We start from the raw sequence: 16389 nt of genomic DNA, 5'->3' as shown, positions 1-16389 counted from the left end.
CATTCCGCATCCCGGCCGGAATTCTGCCGGGGAATGGAACCACGTTGGGGGGCGATTCCGGATCGGCCGGATCACTCCACCAATGAGGTTCCCGAAGGCCTGCCCGGTTCTGCCTGGACCGCGGTGCTGATGCCCACCAGCACGACCTTTTTCACCATTTTGCCTCGCGTGACTGCCGTTTCCGGCAAAGACAGATTATGCTGAACACTGAAGTATCGCTGTCAGGTTGTTGAAACGCCGCATGTCTGTTGATCTCGCATCGCTGTCGCCCAAGTTGGTCCACCTGCTGCTGGACCCGGTTTTCGTGGTTGATGAGGACGGCCTGATTGTCTTTGTCAGTGACGCCTGCGAGTCGTTGTTAGGGTACTCGCCGAAGGAGATGGTGGGCACGCCGATCGCCGGCTACGTTCATCCGGAGGACCGGGAGCGAACGTTGAACGCCGCCGGGCGCGTGATGGAGGGGCAGCCCCACATCGATTTCGAGAACCGCTACCTGCACAAGGATGGGCGTGCGGTGCACATCCTGTGGTCGGCGCGCTGGTACGAGGCCGAGCGGGTTCGAATCGCCGTTGCCCGGGACGTGACCTCGTTGCGCGAGGCCGACCAGAAGCGGGACATCCTGTACCGGGTGTCGCAGGCGGCGCATTCGGCTGAGGATGCCCGAAGCCTGTGTGAAGCGATTGACCACATCCTCAGTGATTTCCTCGCCACGGACCGTCTTTACGTCGCCCTGTACGACGATGATCAGGGCACCTCGTCCTATCCCCGCGCAAGCGGTGACGGCAGCGACTGGGTAGATATGCCGCTAGTGGAGGGTTCGGCGATCGTCGACGCGCTCGGCAGCGGTCAGGCCCTGTTGGCCACGCGGGATCAGTCTCGCCCCGGCGTCGGGCTGAATCGCATCGCACGGCCGGGTGACTGCGTCTGGCTGGGCGTGCCGGTGGTGTCCCGGGATCAGGTGTTCGGGATCGTGATTATCGAGAGCCAATCGCCCAAGGTGCACTATTCGACAGATGACCTCGACCTGCTGCAGTTCATCGCCACGCAGATGGCGGCGGTCATGGAGCGCAAGCAGGCGGAAGACAACCTGCGTTTCCTGGCCCATCACGATCCGCTGACCGGGTTGACCAATCGCACGCTGTTCTACGACCGGCTGGAAACGGCGTTGCGGATGACCCGTCGCTCCGGCGAAAAGCTGGCGTTGTTGTACCTGGACCTGAACGGGTTCAAGCAGATCAATGACAAAATGGGACACGAAGCGGGCGATCAGGTGTTGTGCGAGGTGGCCGGTCGCCTGATGGCCTGTACCCGCGAGTCGGACACGGTGGCACGCATGGGCGGTGACGAGTTCACCATTTTACTCACCGGCGTCCACGATGCCGCCTCCGTTGAGGCGCAGGTCGACAAGATTTGCGCGGCCATGGCGGCGCCAATGCGCCTGGGGGACGACACGGTGGCCATCTCCACCAGCATCGGCAGCGCCGTATTCCCCGGCGACGGCGACGATGCCGCTCAACTGCTGCGTGGCGCGGATGCCAGCATGTATGTGGTGAAACGGGCGTCCGCCGGATAAATCCGCCTACCGGGCACCGGCCTGTTTCCTGCCGTTACTGATCCGGAGCCAGCGGTTCGCTGGTTTCACAGCTGTAAGCGGTGATCGCCCCCTTCGACAACACCGTCGTACCTTCCTCCAGCCTCACATAGTGTGCTGTCGGCCCGTAGTCCGCCTGACATGCCCGGTCATAGAACGCGTTGACCTGCGCTTCCGGTTCCAGTGCCACCAGCGTGTAGCTGCCATCCGGATTCGGATCGAGAACCTGCACGGCCTCCATGGATTCGCCTGTCGGACTTTGAAGCGTCAGTGACTGGCGGATGGTGTTTGTACCGGGCGTCTGGCAGCCGGCCAGAGCCGCGGCTAATGCAATCGGGGGGATGCTGTGGCGGTGGTTTCTCATCCTGAGACTCCTGTGTGACTAGTGAAGGCAATGTAGCCCGTTTGCCGGCTGATGTCAGCGGCAACGCTTGGTTATGGTGATCTCACGCATCCATCACCCGCCAACGCCCGTAATTACAAGCTGACCGGGCACGGTTGCCGGTAGACGATCACGGACGCGGAGGATGAATGCGAGGAGTCATGATGTCCCTGTTGGGTGTTTTGCTGGGTGGTTGCGCGACACACCTGAACGCGCCGGACCAGACGGTGCCAGTGGCGGAGCTGAATTGGACAGTCGAGGAGGGCGTGGTTTTTACCCCCGCCGACTGGCCTGAGCCGCTGGTGGCCGATGTGTATCAGCCGCGGTCGGACGGGCGGCACCCGGCGGTCCTGATCGTCCACGGTGGCGGCTGGCAGGGGCGTTCCCGGGACGACATGGCAAGCACCGCCGAGAATTTGGCCGAAGCCGGGTTCGTGGTCATGAACGTGGCATACCGCTTCGCCCCGGACTATGAGTTTCCCGCCCAGCTTCACGATCTGCAGCAGGCCATGCATTGGCTCCATGACAACGCCGACCGGCTGTCCGTGGATACAGACAGGATTGCCGGCTGGGGATATTCGTCCGGTGCGCATCTGGTGAGTCTGCTGGCGCTGGTGGCCAGCCAGGGCGGTGATTTGGACAGGCCCTACGGTGGCCCGGACACGAAGCTGGCGGCCGTGGTGTCCGGCGGTACGCCCAGCGACCTGCGCAAGTTCGGATCGGGAAAGCTGGTGGAGCAGTTTCTCGGCGGCACTGTAAAACAGGTGCCGGATCGCTACGCCGCGGCTTCGCCGGTGACCCACATCACGTCGGATGCGCCGCCGTTCTTTCTGTATCACGGCACCTGGGACAGCCTGGTGCCCGTCGACCATGCTACCGACTTCCAGGCGGACCTGGCCGCGGCGGGTGTTCCCACCGAGATGCTGCTCCTGCGCTGGCGTGGGCACATCGCCACCTTCCTGACGGATCAGGCGGTGGAAGACGATGCCATCCAATTCCTCTATCGCACCCTTGATGTCCATGCGCGATTGGCCTGGGGCAATCCCCAGACCGATCCCTGATCAGGTTTCGTCGGTCAGCCTCGCGAACAGGGGCATGAGCAGGGCGAAGAGTTCCGCCTGCGAGGAGATCCCGCACTTGGCGTAGAGCTGGCGGCGGAACACCTTCACGGTCTGCGGGCTGACGTCCAGGTGCAGGCCGATCGACAGGGACGAATGCCCCCGCAATATGAACAGCGCCACCTCGGCCTGGCGGGGGCTCAGCCTGATGTCGTGCTGTCGCTTCAGCGCCTCCCGCAGCCGGTCGCCCAGCGGGGCCGGCGTGTGCGGACGGCTGTCGCCGGGTTCGAAATCCTGCCAGTGCTTTTCGGCCAGGGCGCTCAGGGTGTCTTCATGATCGTGCAGCGCCTGGATTTCCCGCTTGCTGAACGGCGCGCCGCTGGAACGGTCCCGGCCGAGACAGGCGGTGAGGGTGACCGTCTCGGAGACGGTGGCGAACACGGCCATCTCGTCGAGCAGGGTGGTCTGCTGGTAATAGGTCTTGTAGTACTGGGTGCGGCGGAAGTGGTCCGGGGCGATGTCCCGCAGCCGAATGATGCCGTGGGTGTCGCCCTTGCGATGCTGGTGATAGAACGGATCCAGCAGGTACGCGCTGCCCAGGTATTCGCTGTCCATGGGCTGGTAGACGATCGGGTCGGTGTATTCCCGGTACAGCACCGTAGGGCGCTTTTCGCCGTTGTAGGCAATGATGATCAGGTTGTCGAAGGTGCAATAGCAGCGCAGCAAGGCCGCGTAGGCGCCTGCAAAATCCGGGGTTCCCAGCGCCTGGATGGCGTGCGCCAGAGTACGATCCGTCTCTCTGTTTTTCACTGGCTCCCGCCTTCCAATACATACCACACTGGGGTTATATGCGCCCCCGCGTCGTCTCGTTACCGTTTAAAGACACTGTGATGACTACGTATTGCAGTCTAGCGGTGTCGCTGCTCAAGCCGCAATGCGCGGACTTGCGGTGGATTCATAACGAGAAAAGACGTGCCAGTGAAGCTCCCATTCAGCCGGTGCGTCATCTATAAAAAGGGCGCATGGACCAGATCGGCTCTCGGTCCAGTGGAGCGCCCAGACCGATTGTGGAGACGGGTTATGTCAGAAGACAGCATTAAACTGGAGAGAACCTTATCGCTACGGGCCGTGGTGTTGTTCGGCCTGGCGTATATGACGCCGCTGATTGTCCTCGGGACGTTCGGCGTGGTGGCCAGCACCACCAACGGATCGGTGCCGACTGCTTACATCATCACCACCATCGCCATGCTGTTCACGGCCTACAGCTACGGCATCATGTCCCGCGCCTTCCCGGTATCGGGCTCGGCCTACACCTACGTGCGCAAGACCATCGACTCGCGCGTCGGCTTCATGGTCGGCTGGGGCGTGCTGCTCGATTACTTCTTCCTGCCCATGGTGATCTGGCTGATCGGCGCGGCATACCTGCACGCGCGCTTCCCGGACGTGCCGAGCTGGGTGTTCCTGCTGGGCTTCATCGGCATCACCACGGTGCTGAACGTCTACGGCATCAAACTGGCGGCGAAGGTCAACTCGCTGCTGATGGCGTTCCAGGTGCTGGTGATCGTCTTTTTCGTGGTGCTGTCCTTGCGCCATGTGTTCGCCGAGGGCGGCACGGATGCCCTGTTCAGCCTGGCGCCGTTTATTAATGCGGATTCCAGCTTTACCACCATTGCTGCCGGCGCGGCGGTCGCGGCCTATTCGTTCCTGGGTTTCGATGCGGTGACCACGCTCACCGAGGAAACCATCAACCCACGCCGTAACATCCCCCGGGCGATCATCCTGACGGCGCTGATCGGTGGTGGCATCTACGTGCTGGTGGGCTACACCACACAGCTCGTGCATCCGGGTGCGGTGTTCAACGATGCGGATTCCGCCGCCTTCGAGATCGCCAAGACCATCGGCGCGGACCTGTTTGGCGCCATCTTCCTGGCCGGCATGGTGCTGGCGCAGTTCACCTCCGGCATCGCGGCCCAGGCCAGCGCCTCGCGTCTGCTGTTCGCTATGGGGCGTGACTCGGTGTTGCCGCGCAAGCTCTTCGGTGCGCTGCATCCGCGGTTCCACACGCCGGTGTTCAGCATCGTACTGACGGGGCTGATCGGCGTGGTGGCGCTGTTCCTGGATGTGCTGTCGGCAGCGTCCTTCATCAACTTCGGTGCCTTCATCGCTTTCACCATGGTCAACGTGTCGGTGATTGTCATGTACTTCCGGGACGCCCGGATGCGTGGTGAGTACAACGCCCTGAAAGGCATCGTCGTGCCCGCGATTGGCGCGGTGGTCAACCTGTGGCTGATGACCAAACTGGATATCCACGCCGTGGTGCTGGGACTGGTATGGCTGGCGATTGGCCTGGTTCACCTGGCCTACCTGACCCGCTTCTTCTCGCGTCAGCCGCCGGAAGTGGATTTCAGTGAGGACGACGCCGAGACCAACACCCACGCCGCTGAACCGGTCTAACGACGAGTGAGGAAAACCATGTCCCGATATCTGCCCCTCCTGCTGGCCCAGGCGCCGGCCCGCCGCCCGGGTGACGACCCCGGGCTGGAGGGCTTCGAGCACGAAGTCGCCACCTACCTGAGCGACTTCGGCCCGGACTTCACGCAAGCCCGCATGGTGGTCTATCCGGAGCTGCATTTATGCAGCGCCGAGGGCACGCCGGACGAGCGGACGGCCCAGTTGGAGGCGGCAGCCGAACCAATGTCCGGCCCGCGTATCCGACGGCTGGGCGAGATCGCCCGCAAGCTCGGCGTCTGGCTGCTGCCGGGTACGGTGTGCGAGCGCGGTGAAGACGGCCATCTGTACAACACCGCGCCGGTCTTCTCGCCGGACGGCGAGCTGGTAGCCGCCTACCGGAAATGTTTCCCTTGGCGGCCGTTCGAGCCGTACCGGCCGGGCAAGGCGTTTGTGGTGTTCGACGTGCCCGGCGTGGCCCGGGTCGGTTTGGCGGTGTGCTACGACATCTGGTTTCCCGAAGTGTCGCGCCAGCTGGCGTGGATGGGCGCCGAGGTGATCATCAACCAGGCCGCGACGACCACCTGCGACCGGGTTCAGGAGCAGATCCTGGTGCAGGCCAATGCGATCTTCAACCAGGTGTTTGTGGTCAGCGCCAACATGGCCGAGCCTGCCGGAATGGGGCAGAGTCTCATCGTGGATCCGGAAGGGCGCACGCGCACGGCCATGCCGGGGGCCTCGCCGGGCATCCTGACGGATGTCCTCAATCTCGGTGAAGTCGAGCGGGTGCGGCAGTTCGGCACGGCGGGACTGAACCGGATGTGGTCTCAATTCCGGGACGACGACCCGGTGATCGAGCTGCCGATGTACGAGGGGCGGCTGGACCCAAAGAAGTTCTGAGGCCGTTCCCTCCGGGCGCAGGCTGAACAAATGGCAAGGTGATCTTAATCCGGGGAACTGCCGGCGTTTGCTAGTGTTATCGAAGTAGACGACTTATCGCCTGACGCGACAGAGCTGTTGCGCAGCGGTTCCCATCACCTGCCAGAAGGAGTCCGGTATGACGATTCATCTTGAAGTGGCCCCGCTGATTACGCTGGGCGCGGGCCTGGCGATTCTGTTCTTCCCGCGGCTGCTCAACTACATCGTGGCGTTCTATCTCATCGCACTGGGTATTCTCGGTCTGCTTGGGCACGGCTTCTGACTGGCGGAGCTGCTGTCATCGTCTCGCGTGCACGTTGTATGAACATTTCGTGTCCGGGTGGGCCGGAAAGCGAGGCCCGCACGAATGACCCACTCACCGTAATGTCGGCGAACGGGTTGAGAAACGCTGGAATACCGTTCTGAAACCGCACGATATCCGAAGCAGTCGGCTAAGTCTGACTGCTTCCTCCCCGCCTTTTTGAAACAATTTGTTGCCTAAAACTCTTTGAGTTTCATATCTATTTCACAATTGAAGTGTTAGCTTGGCCTTTCCGCGCGACACTGGCGCCCGTTATAAGTGCCTGAAAAATGAATAATTAGAGGCAGGGTTCCGGTGTGTCGCGGACGGGGTAAGGCCGTTGCGTTCCTGCAAAAAATCAATCACACGGGACGTTCAAGACCTGTCTTATCACGGGCTGCCGGAGGAGGTGGTGGCCGGCACGCGTCTGCGCGGCGTGCCTTCGAAGGGAAATTTCAGGGGTACTTCAAGTTGTAAATCGTCATGACAAAAACAACGGCGTTGGCCGCCGAAAAGAAAGAGATTGTTGCGCGTTTTTCCACCAAAAGTAATGCCATCGCCGCCTTCCAACTGGCGTCCACCCTCATTCCTTACCTGGTTGCCTGGTATCTGGCCATTGCGAGCCTGACGGTGTCCCTGTGGCTGACGGCGGCCTGCACCGCCGCGATCTGCCTGTTGTTGCTGCGGGTGTTTGTCCTGATGCATGAATGCGGGCACAACTCGCTATTCGCCACACCCCGTTATAACAAGGTGGCCGGCTTTGTGCTGGGTGTCATCTGCGGCATGCCCCAGTATGTGTGGTCCCGCAATCACGCCTATCATCACGCCACCAACGGCAACTGGGACCTCTACCGCGGTCCGCTGGCCACGCTCTCGCTCGACGAGTTCAATGCGCTGTCTCCCCGACAGCAGACGCTTTATCGGGTCACCCGCCATATCGCGATGGCGCCGGTGGGCGGGTTCATGTACCTGATCTTCAACCCGCGTTTCACCTGGATCAAGGGCAGTCTGGCGCTGGCCAGCCACCTGCTGAAAGGCAAGTGGCGAGAGCCGCGTCGCTCCCTGCACAGCCTCGCGGCGGACTTCCAGACGCGTTACTGGAAGAACGGGAAAGAGTACCGCCACATCACCGGCAACAACCTGGTCCTGATCAGCCTCTGGGCCGGCATGAGCCTGGCAATCGGCCCGCTGGCCTTCTTCGCGATTTACCTGATCAGCCTGTCCCTGGCGGGTGCCGGCGGGATTATCCTGTTTACCGTTCAGCACAATTTTGAAGACGCCTGGGCCGCGGACGAACACCACTGGGATTACAACCGGGCGGCCGTCGAAGGCACCAGCTTCCTGGCGCTCCCCGGCTGGCTGAACTGGTTCACCGCCGACATCGCCTACCACCACATCCATCACCTCTCGGCATCGATTCCCAACTACCGGCTGGCGGAATGCCATCGCACTTACGCGCACCATTTCGCCGACGTCAAACGGATCTCCCTGCGCGACATCCCAGCGGCGCTGCGCAACAACCTGTGGGATGCCGACAACCACCGGATCACCTCCTACGCGGCTGTAAAAGCGCATAACGGACGCTGGAAACCCGTGCCGGAAACGTCCATCTGACACCTGCCACACCCGGGCCTTCTCCAATTCCCCGCCGCGAGGCCCCGAACTGACCGCCAGCGGTCAGTTCGGGGCGGTATCTTGGATGAGCTCTGCGCGAAATTCCCCTGATATCGGTTACACAGGCACGCCGTGGCAGGCCATACTTGTTAGATGGGCTCCCTGATTCCCTTCTGTGAGGCATCCGTTTATGAGTGACGGCTCGCTTTACCGCTACACCGCGTTCTCTCATAACCCCGAAGGCGGCAATCCTGCTGGCGTCTGGATCGGCGAGGACTTGCCAACCCCTGAAACCATGCAGCGGATCGCCGCCGACGTCGGTTTTTCGGAGACTGCCTTCATCGCACCGGCAACAGGAACGGATCGGATCGTGCGGTATTACAGCCCGGAGGCGGAAGTGTCTTTCTGCGGTCACGCGACGATCGCCGCCGGTGTCGTGCTGGGGGAACTGGAAGGCGAGGGCACTTATCAACTGGTGACCGTCGTCGGCAAGGTGCCGGTCGAGGTGCGTGCGCAGGACGGCCTGTTTGAAGCCGCCCTGACCTCGGTCGAGCCCAAATACGAGCCGGCGCCCAGCGAGCTTCTCAGTGATGCTCTGGACGCGCTCGGTTGGCAGTTGGGCGAGCTGGACGCATCACTGCCACCCGTGCGGGCCTACGCCGGAGCCTGGCACCTGGTGTTGGCCGTGCGTGATGAAAAGCGTCTGGCCACGCTGGATTATGATTTCGAACGGCTCAAGGCGCTGATGCTGAAGGACGGCCTCACCACGCTGCAGTTGATCTGGCGGGAGGCAGCCGATGTGTTCGTCTCCCGCAATCCGTTCCCAGTCGGCGGTGTGGTGGAGGATCCGGCCACCGGCGCCGCGGCCGCCGCCCTGGGCGGCTACCTTCGCAACGCGGGCATCGTACCGGTGCCCTACACCCTCCATATCCGCCAGGGCGAGGCAATGGGCCGCCCCAGCCGACTGACTGTACGTATTCCCGAGATGGGCGGCATTGTGGTGTCAGGCACGGCGGTGCCGATGGAGCGCGTTCAGGAAATCGATTGCTAGCTCGATTGTCAGGGAGCACCTTGGGCGAAGGCTTCGTCACTGGTCGGTCCCGGGTTTGTATGCTTTGATACTGGTTTGCGGCTCACGCGCACGAAGAGCCGTGGTGCGCCTTCCAATCCACGACACTGTCACACCGCAACAAGGAGCGTTGTTATGGCCCTTACTGAATCCCCCGACTGCGATCTGGTCTTCTACACCAACCCCATGTCCCGGGCCCGGATTGTCCGCTGGATGCTTGAAGAAACCGGCGTGCCTTACCGCCAGGAATTGCTGGAGTACGGCACAACCATGAAATCGCCCGAGTACCTGGCCATCAATCCGATGGGGAAGGTGCCGGCCATCGTTCACCAGGGGCAGATCGTGACCGAGTGTGCGGCGATTTGCGCCTACCTGGCCGAAGCATTTCCGGACGCCGGACTGGCGCCGCAGCCGTCGGAGCGGGCCGCCTATTATCGCTGGCTGTTTTTCGCCGCCGGACCGCTGGAGTCGGCGGTGATCAACCGGGTGCTGGGTGTGTCCATCAGTGATGAGCAACGACGCATGGTCGGCTATGGCGACTATGATCTGGCCGTCGACACCCTTGCGAAGGCACTTGCCGGGTCGTCGTACATCGCGGGTGAGCGGTTTACGGCGGCCGATGTGTACGTAGGCGCCCAGGTGATGTGGGGCATGCAGTTCGGGTCGCTGCCGAAGCGGCCGGAATTCGAGGCCTACGGCGCGCGTCTGGCCGACCGGCCGGCGCTGAAAACGGCCACGGCCATCGATGAAAAGCTGGGCGAGTCCGCCTGAGGCATCGCCGTTCCACCGGAATCATCGGAGAAGCGTCATGCTGAGAAGGGGATGTTGCATACTGGCCGTGATGGCATTGACGGCCTGCAGCGGCCAACCGACCGAATCCGCTACGTCGGGCAACGGCACGACGGGCGAACCGCCGTCCGGCGCGATGTCCGCGGCGCCGATCGACCGCAGTGTGAACGGCGCCATCAACGTCGTCCGGCGATACTACGCCGCGATAAACGCCGGCGATTACGACACCGCCTATGCCCAGTGGGGCGAATCCGGCCCACCGGGTCAGACCTACGACGATTTCGTGAGCGGCTTTGCGCAGACGGCCCGGGTGACGGTGGACGTCACGGGCACGGTGCGTCCCGAGGGCGCGGCCGGCTCCGTCTACGCCATGGTGCCGGTCAGCATCCACGCCCAGCGCACGGACGGCCGAACCCAGCAGTTTGACGGGCACTATGTGGTGCGCCGGGTCAACGACGTGCCCGGCGCCTCCCAGGCCCAATTGCACTGGCACCTGGACGGTGCGGACCTGCATGAGGTGCGATGACATGACACGCTTTGCGGCACTGGCCGCGATACTGGTACTGGCGTTATCCGGCTGCTCCAGCCGAGGTATGTACGAGTCCATCCAGAGCAGCGGCGAGCGGGAGTGTGGCACGCTGCCGCCGGAAGCCTATGAGCGTTGCATGGCCCGCTACGAGAAAAGCTATGACGAGTACGAGCGGGAGCGCGAATCGCTGTAGTGATCCCCGCGACGCCGATTACCTGCAATTGTTAACCGTACGCAATAAAACACGTCTCCCAAAGCCGCCGAACTTGCTCAAAACAAGGGGTTCCGGCGTTCAAGTGTAGGTCGTGGTAAAGGCTTTTTCTGATCACACAATGACCTACGGTGGCGGCCCATAATGACAAATCGATAAGCCGAATCCGGACCGTCTCTCGGGTATTCTGGGCGCCATTCAATCAGCGCTTGTGGACCCTTATCGTGAGACGTTTCCGTTCTCTATTCGCACTGCTATTGCTAACGGTTGCCCTGACCGTGTGTGGCGCCGCCCTGACCAAACCCGACGTGGAACTGAAGCTGTCTGACCAGCAGCTGTCCTGGATTGCCGGCAAAATCTACCAGAACGAATGCGCCGGCAAGGTGGATTGCCTGGTGCACTGGAGCGAGGGGGAGGATTTCCCGACCCTGGGCATCGGCCATTTCAAATGGTACCCGAAGGGCGTCGAAGCGCCCTACGCCGAGAGCTTTCCGGAACTGGTGCAGTACATGGCGTCAGAGTCCGTCGGCATGCCCGAATGGCTCGCCGATATGAACCCGATTGATGCGCCCTGGCCGGACCGGGAAACCTTCCTGCTGCATCAGCACGGCCCCCAGGTGGAATTCCTGCGCTGGTTCCTGGACGAGACCCGGCACATCCAGGCCCGCTTCATGTACGAGCGCACCCAGGATTCCCTGGACGAAATCCTCGATGCCACACCGAAGGCCGACCGGCCGGCCATGCGCGAGCGCATGGATGAGCTGCGCAGCACTCTGGGTGGCATCTACGCGCTGATCGACTACGTCAACTTCAAGGGAGAAGGGCTGTCCGATCGGGAGGCCTATCATGGCCAGGGCTGGGGCTTGCGGCAGGTGCTCCTGCGGATGGACGACATCGATCAGGGCACCGCGCTGGAACGTTTCCGCGTGGCCGCCGCCGACGTGCTCAAGCAGCGGGCCAACAACGCGCCTAACGCGGACGAGCGCAAGAAATGGCTGGCCGGCTGGTTAAACCGGGTGTCGACATACCGGGACTTGGGGCAGGTTTGAGGTCGGTCGGGACGTGTGCGCGTGATCGCGGAGCGTCTGTGGCTTCCCGATTTCCTCCCGGACATGTCGCCGAAAGCGGCCTGAATATTCATCCTCTGGTTTTATCGCTGATCCATCCGTAAGCTGTGGTCTGGTGCTGGACAGCACCGAGCTGAAAGACCACGGAGGGTACGGTTTTTCAGTCATCAACAACAAGGTGCCCCATGCAGAACGTACTGCAAGATCACGATTTTGTCAGGCTGGTCAGAGAAGAGATTACCCCGCAACACACGGTTTACCGCATCGAAGTCGAAGGTGAGGGCACACTGTACAGCTTCGACAGCCAGCACACCGCCGTACAATACCTCAACATGCTGTTGCATCCCCTGGACGTTCAACGGTCCCGCCGAGACCGGATCGTCTCCTCGGAACCCCTGCACGCCATGCCGCGGATCGTCGCATAGCCGGGCGCAGATTAGCCCGGCGCGATTCCCTTCTAACCCGTTTCCATTCAGGGTGCGATGGCGGGGCTGCTGTCATCAAACTGACTTTTGCCGGCACTACTCTGAAAACGTGCATTGGGGAAACCTACGTTGGATGAGACTCCATATTCTTCAGCCAGGCTAAGCCTGGCTTTTTTATGAATTAAAAATTTAAGGGGCGGTTATTCAGGGGCGGCATGCGAAAACACAGGCCTGATCCGGTGTGTGGTATCGCTGGAGTCGTGGCGACACAGTTTGTTACAGGTTGTCACCTATTTTCGCGAAACACGGAAAGGATTATTCTCAGCAATCGATTCGCCAGACGAAACATCTCAATGTCCGGAGGCAAAGATGATCGAACAGCATCTGCGCGAGTGCATCAGCATCCCCCATGGTTGCCATCTACGGCGCCTTCAGGAAGAACTCGATCCTGAACGAACGCCCTCCTGTCTCAAGGAAACCTTCCAGCTCCTGGACGAAGACGACAACCTCGTCACCAGCTATAAGGCGTGGCAGGTCGAGGACGACTTTTTCGGTTTCCTGCAGTACGACAGCGATAATTCACTGGTCGATCGCAAGACCATCATTCTCTAGTGTCCCGTGCCAACCCTCCGGCGTGGCGGCCCACCGCCGCGCCTGCTGCCTTTTTCTGACCAGAAAGACGGGCTTTCACACGGCTGTCATCTGACCGCGATTCAATACATCTGCTCTGGCGATCCTCCTGTTGGTCAGGGCGTGTTGCATTCGGTGCCGGATGGCACCTCACTGGACGGCCATGGACGGTACGGTTTTTTCAGTCAAAAAAAAGGTGCGCCATGCAGGACATACTGCAAGATCACACGTTCGTCAGACTCGTCAAAGAGCAGCTGTCACCGAAGCACACCATCTACCGGATCGAGCTGGACGGAGAGGGCACGCTCTACAGCTTCGACAGCCTCCATGCTGCTGCGCACTATATGGACATGTTGCTGCATCCGTTGCTGACCGAGCCGGCGGCCTGATGGGGCGTTTTGCTCATAGGGAAGGGGAACCGAGGCTGCGTAAACGTACAAAGCCTGTCAGAACAGGTGCTTGGTAAATCCGGAGAGTTCAAAAACAGGCAAAAAAGTACAGTGCGGTAGGCGATGGGGAAGTGGGTAATTTGCGCTTCATATAAAATTTTATATGATGCATGAGGCGCAAATTAGAAGAGGTGCATCATGGCTCTCAAATTCTATGACAGCCCGTTCCACGTCGCTCACGAGGCCGACGTTGCCAGCAAAATGGCCATGAAGATGGACCTATCGATCATGCTGACGAAGCTGATCGAAGAGAAAGGCTGGACCCAGGCACAGGCGGCTGAGAAGTTAAACGTCCACCAGTCACGGATTTCCGACCTGAAGAACGCCAAGCTCGACAAGTTCACCATCGACTCGATGTTCGACATGCTCGACGCGCTCGGTTTCCGTGCCACAACGACGGCGAGCTCGGCCCATGAAGCGTCCATTTTGATTAGCGACACTGCTTGGTAGCGTGACTTATCAAGGAAAGGGCTCGCGCCATCCTTTGAATCTTCACTCAGTTTTACATTTCCCCTCTCGCCGACCTCGGCAAAGTTTGTCTACTATCTAGTCATGTCCTACCCGCACCCAGTCAAAGGAGCTGACTGTGAGTTTCTGGAAAACTCTCATTGCCGTTGTCACTGGCAACCTCTTAACCGTCGCTATCGTTACTGGACTGGCGTTCACCTTTTTCACCCCTGCTGTCCGGTCTATTGAAACCGCCCTGGGTATCCAGCTCCCGACTGTCGATATTACGTTCGGCACCCCTTCGCAAGACCTGAACAATGCTGTTGTGACCCATACGGTCCGGCCGTCATACAGTCGACCCGTTAACCAGATACAGGCGCCTAGACAGGCTCAAAAACCACAGAGCGATCCTGAGGAAAATGCGGGAGCCATCCGTAGCTCAGCTCAGATGTGCCGGTTCTGGAATAAGGAATACGCCACGGATCGCACCAACAAGAATAAGAAGTTCCGGGAACAAGCCTGCAGTCGATATGAGCGCCTGAGCGGCCGATCACGCACGACACTCATTAGTTCCGCTTCTGTGCCAAGTACCCCGAACCGCCAAAGCGATCTGCTCGCCGCACGTCGAGCAGATGCCGCCAGGAAAAATAGGGAAGCTGAAGCTCTATCGCGCCGGTGCGAGCACATGAATCAGCGTTTGGACTACATTCAGGACAAACTGCGTGCAGGGTATACCGTTGGCGAGGGGAATAGATTAAGGGCAGAGCGAAGGAAACTAAGCCAGGAATATGCGTCGACTTGCCTTCGTGGACGATAGATAGATCTGTCCCTATTTTTGCGACGAAATGTGCCTTCGCTGATGACGAGGTGAAGGATTAAACCAAAGAACAAGGACTCTATTGATGTTTCCTGATGTACTAAGACATTCTCAAGTCAAAGCCAGTCTAGGAGCATTGGTAGGCTTGCTGAGAGTTTTTGTAGGGATGAGTTTTGCTTTCCTTTCAGCTACATCCATAGCAGGCGTGTACAAGTGTGAGGATTCGGCGGGGCAGATTGCATACCAGGCAACGCCTTGCGCAAATACTTCAAAGCAAAGCGAGATGGAAATAAGAGCTACTCGTCCAGATTACGCACAGAATGAAGCTCCGCGTCAAAATTCGTCTGGAACAGGTAGTCTAAAAAAGAGAGCTGAGCCCGAATACCCTTATGTTGGCTCTGGAGAGCCTCAAATAAACATCATTAATAAATACGGGGGCTGGGAACCAGTCAGTCTCTCCAAGGCGGAAGAAATGATCGCCCAATGGAAAAACATGTTGAAGCAAGCAACGGAGTGCGACGAGGAGCGAGAAAAACGGATCGATCAATGGGAGAAACGCAAACAAGAAAAAATCCAAGAGGCTATCGCCGAATGTAGGCGTAAAAGAAATTCCTATTGTGATACCAGAGATCCTGAAAAGATTCTCCGATTGTATACCTTACGAAACGACCCGCGGTTGGACGTGCCGAATAACCCCTTTGAGGCTAATAAAAGGATTGCTGAGGTAGAGTCAAGAAGGGAAATGGACGACAAGTTAACGCACATTGATATGTGTCCGGGGCAAGATAGCCGAGACGAGTGGCAGCGAAAAATAGAAAAATATGAAAAAGCAGTTGCAGAGGTGAAGCAAAAAGACTTTGTGCTGTAAATTTTGCCTATAAATTCGGCTTGCCGACAGCGAGGCTAATAGATTGAGGACAGTGAGGGCAGAGCGACGGGAATTAAGCCAAGAGTATGTGTCGACTTGCCTTAGAGGTCGATAAATAAATCTGTCCCTATTTTTTGTGGGAAGCGAAGAAAATGTGCGAGTACTGGGCGGCAGAGTTTCGGAAGGATAAGAGCACCAAGAGTGAAGCATATATGGATAATGCCTGTATGCGATGGCGTAGACTTTTGAAATTATCACCGTAAAAAGATTTACCCGCTTTACTTCGATATTTTGTAGAGGTTAGATCGTGCAAAAAATTAAGCCACTCTACTCAAAGACCAGAGTTAATAAGGCTGGTGATATTTTGAGGGCGGACTATATTTATATTGACGAATTATGGGGCGCGATGGATGTTTTGAGTAATTGGAGGGCTATACACTCATATCCGATAAATACTTTTCAAGCCACTCTTCGGGTAAAACTCTATACGATAGATCCTGACGCGATTGTTGCGCAAAGGCTCAAGCGTACGCCGTCAATAATTAGTAAGCTTCAGAAAAATCCAAGTATGAATTTGGCGAGAATGCAAGACATTGGTGGGCTTCGAGCTATCGTAAGGAACGTACATAAAGTTAGAAATCTTGAAGATAATTAGTCGCCCCTGCAAAAACGCCGTTTTCAGACAGCCAGCAATTTACCGGTCTCTGCCGATTCATCCGGCAACGCCGGGGTTGACCATAAAATAGCCAATATCAGGCGTAAATGCCGTCCGTTTT

The 16389-nt window shown here is 59.2% G+C and carries 19 protein-coding genes; 17 read left to right on the top strand and 2 right to left on the bottom strand.

Annotated features, from left to right (window positions below; all coding sequences use genetic code 11):
• Positions 1–241 precede the first annotated feature (241 nt).
• Positions 242–1573, top strand: coding sequence for a diguanylate cyclase domain-containing protein (locus J3364_RS16795; RefSeq protein ID WP_349559393.1), 1332 nt, complete (start codon positions 242–244; stop codon positions 1571–1573).
• Positions 1574–1607: 34 nt separating this feature from the next.
• Here the strand turns inward: J3364_RS16795 and J3364_RS16790 are convergent, their stop codons facing one another.
• A complete protein-coding gene (locus J3364_RS16790) occupies positions 1608–1955 on the bottom strand; it encodes a hypothetical protein (protein ID WP_349559392.1) in 348 nt (115 codons plus the stop codon).
• A gap of 167 nt (positions 1956–2122) precedes the next feature.
• Between J3364_RS16790 and J3364_RS16785 the strand changes: the two genes are divergently transcribed.
• Entirely contained in the window at positions 2123–3034 is a 912-nt protein-coding gene (locus tag J3364_RS16785) for an alpha/beta hydrolase fold domain-containing protein (protein WP_349559391.1), read from the top strand.
• On the opposite strand, the gene J3364_RS16780 is transcribed toward J3364_RS16785, so the two are convergent.
• Entirely contained in the window at positions 3035–3841 is an 807-nt protein-coding gene (locus J3364_RS16780) for a helix-turn-helix transcriptional regulator (RefSeq protein WP_349559389.1), read from the bottom strand.
• A gap of 270 nt (positions 3842–4111) precedes the next feature.
• On the opposite strand from J3364_RS16780, the gene J3364_RS16775 reads away from it, so the two are divergent.
• The 15 genes from J3364_RS16775 (at position 4112) to J3364_RS16705 (ending at position 15613) form a co-directional block, all read left to right on the top strand.
• Positions 4112–5485 (top strand): APC family permease, encoded by a 1374-nt coding sequence (locus J3364_RS16775; RefSeq protein ID WP_349559388.1) that lies wholly within the window; start codon positions 4112–4114, stop codon positions 5483–5485.
• 18 nt (positions 5486–5503) lie between these two features.
• Positions 5504–6379, top strand: coding sequence for a carbon-nitrogen hydrolase family protein (locus J3364_RS16770; protein ID WP_349559387.1), 876 nt, complete (start codon positions 5504–5506; stop codon positions 6377–6379).
• Between the two features lie 157 nt (positions 6380–6536).
• Positions 6537–6680, top strand: a complete 144-nt coding sequence (locus J3364_RS16765; RefSeq protein WP_123636685.1) for a DUF3096 domain-containing protein — start codon at positions 6537–6539, stop codon at positions 6678–6680.
• Between the two features lie 501 nt (positions 6681–7181).
• Complete coding sequence (locus tag J3364_RS16760) at positions 7182–8312, top strand: fatty acid desaturase (RefSeq protein ID WP_349559386.1); 1131 nt, start codon at positions 7182–7184, stop codon at positions 8310–8312.
• A 190-nt stretch (positions 8313–8502) separates the two neighbouring features.
• Positions 8503–9363 (top strand): PhzF family phenazine biosynthesis protein, encoded by an 861-nt coding sequence (locus J3364_RS16755; protein ID WP_349559385.1) that lies wholly within the window; start codon positions 8503–8505, stop codon positions 9361–9363.
• 153 nt (positions 9364–9516) lie between these two features.
• Positions 9517–10152: a glutathione S-transferase family protein gene (locus J3364_RS16750; RefSeq protein ID WP_349559384.1), complete on the top strand. Its 636-nt coding sequence runs from the start codon at positions 9517–9519 to the stop codon at positions 10150–10152.
• 37 nt (positions 10153–10189) lie between these two features.
• Positions 10190–10696 carry a Cif family virulence factor gene (locus J3364_RS16745; RefSeq protein WP_349559383.1) on the top strand — a complete coding sequence of 169 codons (507 nt, stop codon included), beginning with the start codon at positions 10190–10192 and terminating at the stop codon, positions 10694–10696.
• 1 nt (position 10697) lies between these two features.
• The gene (locus J3364_RS16740; RefSeq protein ID WP_203142648.1) at positions 10698–10892 is read left to right on the top strand and encodes a hypothetical protein; all 195 of its coding nucleotides are present in this window, start codon (positions 10698–10700) and stop codon (positions 10890–10892) included.
• Between the two features lie 242 nt (positions 10893–11134).
• Positions 11135–11959 (top strand): hypothetical protein, encoded by an 825-nt coding sequence (locus tag J3364_RS16735; RefSeq protein WP_349559382.1) that lies wholly within the window; start codon positions 11135–11137, stop codon positions 11957–11959.
• Positions 11960–12162: 203 nt separating this feature from the next.
• Positions 12163–12402, top strand: coding sequence for a hypothetical protein (locus J3364_RS16730; RefSeq protein ID WP_349559380.1), 240 nt, complete (start codon positions 12163–12165; stop codon positions 12400–12402).
• 369 nt (positions 12403–12771) lie between these two features.
• Positions 12772–13014 carry a hypothetical protein gene (locus tag J3364_RS16725; protein WP_123634355.1) on the top strand — a complete coding sequence of 81 codons (243 nt, stop codon included), beginning with the start codon at positions 12772–12774 and terminating at the stop codon, positions 13012–13014.
• 221 nt (positions 13015–13235) lie between these two features.
• A complete protein-coding gene (locus J3364_RS16720) occupies positions 13236–13421 on the top strand; it encodes a hypothetical protein (RefSeq protein ID WP_203142650.1) in 186 nt (61 codons plus the stop codon).
• A gap of 198 nt (positions 13422–13619) precedes the next feature.
• Complete coding sequence (locus J3364_RS16715; RefSeq protein WP_349559379.1) at positions 13620–13931, top strand: helix-turn-helix domain-containing protein; 312 nt, start codon at positions 13620–13622, stop codon at positions 13929–13931.
• Between the two features lie 136 nt (positions 13932–14067).
• Complete coding sequence (locus J3364_RS16710) at positions 14068–14745, top strand: hypothetical protein (protein WP_349559378.1); 678 nt, start codon at positions 14068–14070, stop codon at positions 14743–14745.
• 85 nt (positions 14746–14830) lie between these two features.
• Positions 14831–15613 carry a DUF4124 domain-containing protein gene (locus tag J3364_RS16705; protein ID WP_349559377.1) on the top strand — a complete coding sequence of 261 codons (783 nt, stop codon included), beginning with the start codon at positions 14831–14833 and terminating at the stop codon, positions 15611–15613.
• Positions 15614–16389 lie beyond the last annotated feature (776 nt).

It is taken from the genome of Marinobacter sp. NFXS9, assembly GCF_040148665.1.
GTDB lineage: Bacteria > Pseudomonadota > Gammaproteobacteria > Pseudomonadales > Oleiphilaceae > Marinobacter_A > Marinobacter_A mangrovi.
Note: the sequence above shows the minus strand (reverse complement) of the source record. Positions and strands in the feature narration are given on the sequence as shown.

Coding starts and splice junctions, on each gene's coding strand:
- J3364_RS16785 (WP_349559391.1), top strand. CDS start 2,123: ATGCGAGGAGTCATGATGTCCCTGTTGGGTGTTTTGCTGGGTGGTTGC.
- J3364_RS16795 (WP_349559393.1), top strand. CDS start 242: ATGTCTGTTGATCTCGCATCGCTGTCGCCCAAGTTGGTCCACCTGCTG.
- J3364_RS16755 (WP_349559385.1), top strand. CDS start 8,503: ATGAGTGACGGCTCGCTTTACCGCTACACCGCGTTCTCTCATAACCCC.
- J3364_RS16750 (WP_349559384.1), top strand. CDS start 9,517: ATGGCCCTTACTGAATCCCCCGACTGCGATCTGGTCTTCTACACCAAC.
- J3364_RS16715 (WP_349559379.1), top strand. CDS start 13,620: ATGGCTCTCAAATTCTATGACAGCCCGTTCCACGTCGCTCACGAGGCC.
- J3364_RS16760 (WP_349559386.1), top strand. CDS start 7,182: ATGACAAAAACAACGGCGTTGGCCGCCGAAAAGAAAGAGATTGTTGCG.
- J3364_RS16730 (WP_349559380.1), top strand. CDS start 12,163: ATGCAGAACGTACTGCAAGATCACGATTTTGTCAGGCTGGTCAGAGAA.
- J3364_RS16705 (WP_349559377.1), top strand. CDS start 14,831: ATGTTTCCTGATGTACTAAGACATTCTCAAGTCAAAGCCAGTCTAGGA.
- J3364_RS16790 (WP_349559392.1), bottom strand. CDS start 1,955: ATGAGAAACCACCGCCACAGCATCCCCCCGATTGCATTAGCCGCGGCT.
- J3364_RS16740 (WP_203142648.1), top strand. CDS start 10,698: ATGACACGCTTTGCGGCACTGGCCGCGATACTGGTACTGGCGTTATCC.
- J3364_RS16770 (WP_349559387.1), top strand. CDS start 5,504: ATGTCCCGATATCTGCCCCTCCTGCTGGCCCAGGCGCCGGCCCGCCGC.
- J3364_RS16720 (WP_203142650.1), top strand. CDS start 13,236: ATGCAGGACATACTGCAAGATCACACGTTCGTCAGACTCGTCAAAGAG.
- J3364_RS16775 (WP_349559388.1), top strand. CDS start 4,112: ATGTCAGAAGACAGCATTAAACTGGAGAGAACCTTATCGCTACGGGCC.
- J3364_RS16745 (WP_349559383.1), top strand. CDS start 10,190: ATGCTGAGAAGGGGATGTTGCATACTGGCCGTGATGGCATTGACGGCC.
- J3364_RS16765 (WP_123636685.1), top strand. CDS start 6,537: ATGACGATTCATCTTGAAGTGGCCCCGCTGATTACGCTGGGCGCGGGC.
- J3364_RS16725 (WP_123634355.1), top strand. CDS start 12,772: ATGATCGAACAGCATCTGCGCGAGTGCATCAGCATCCCCCATGGTTGC.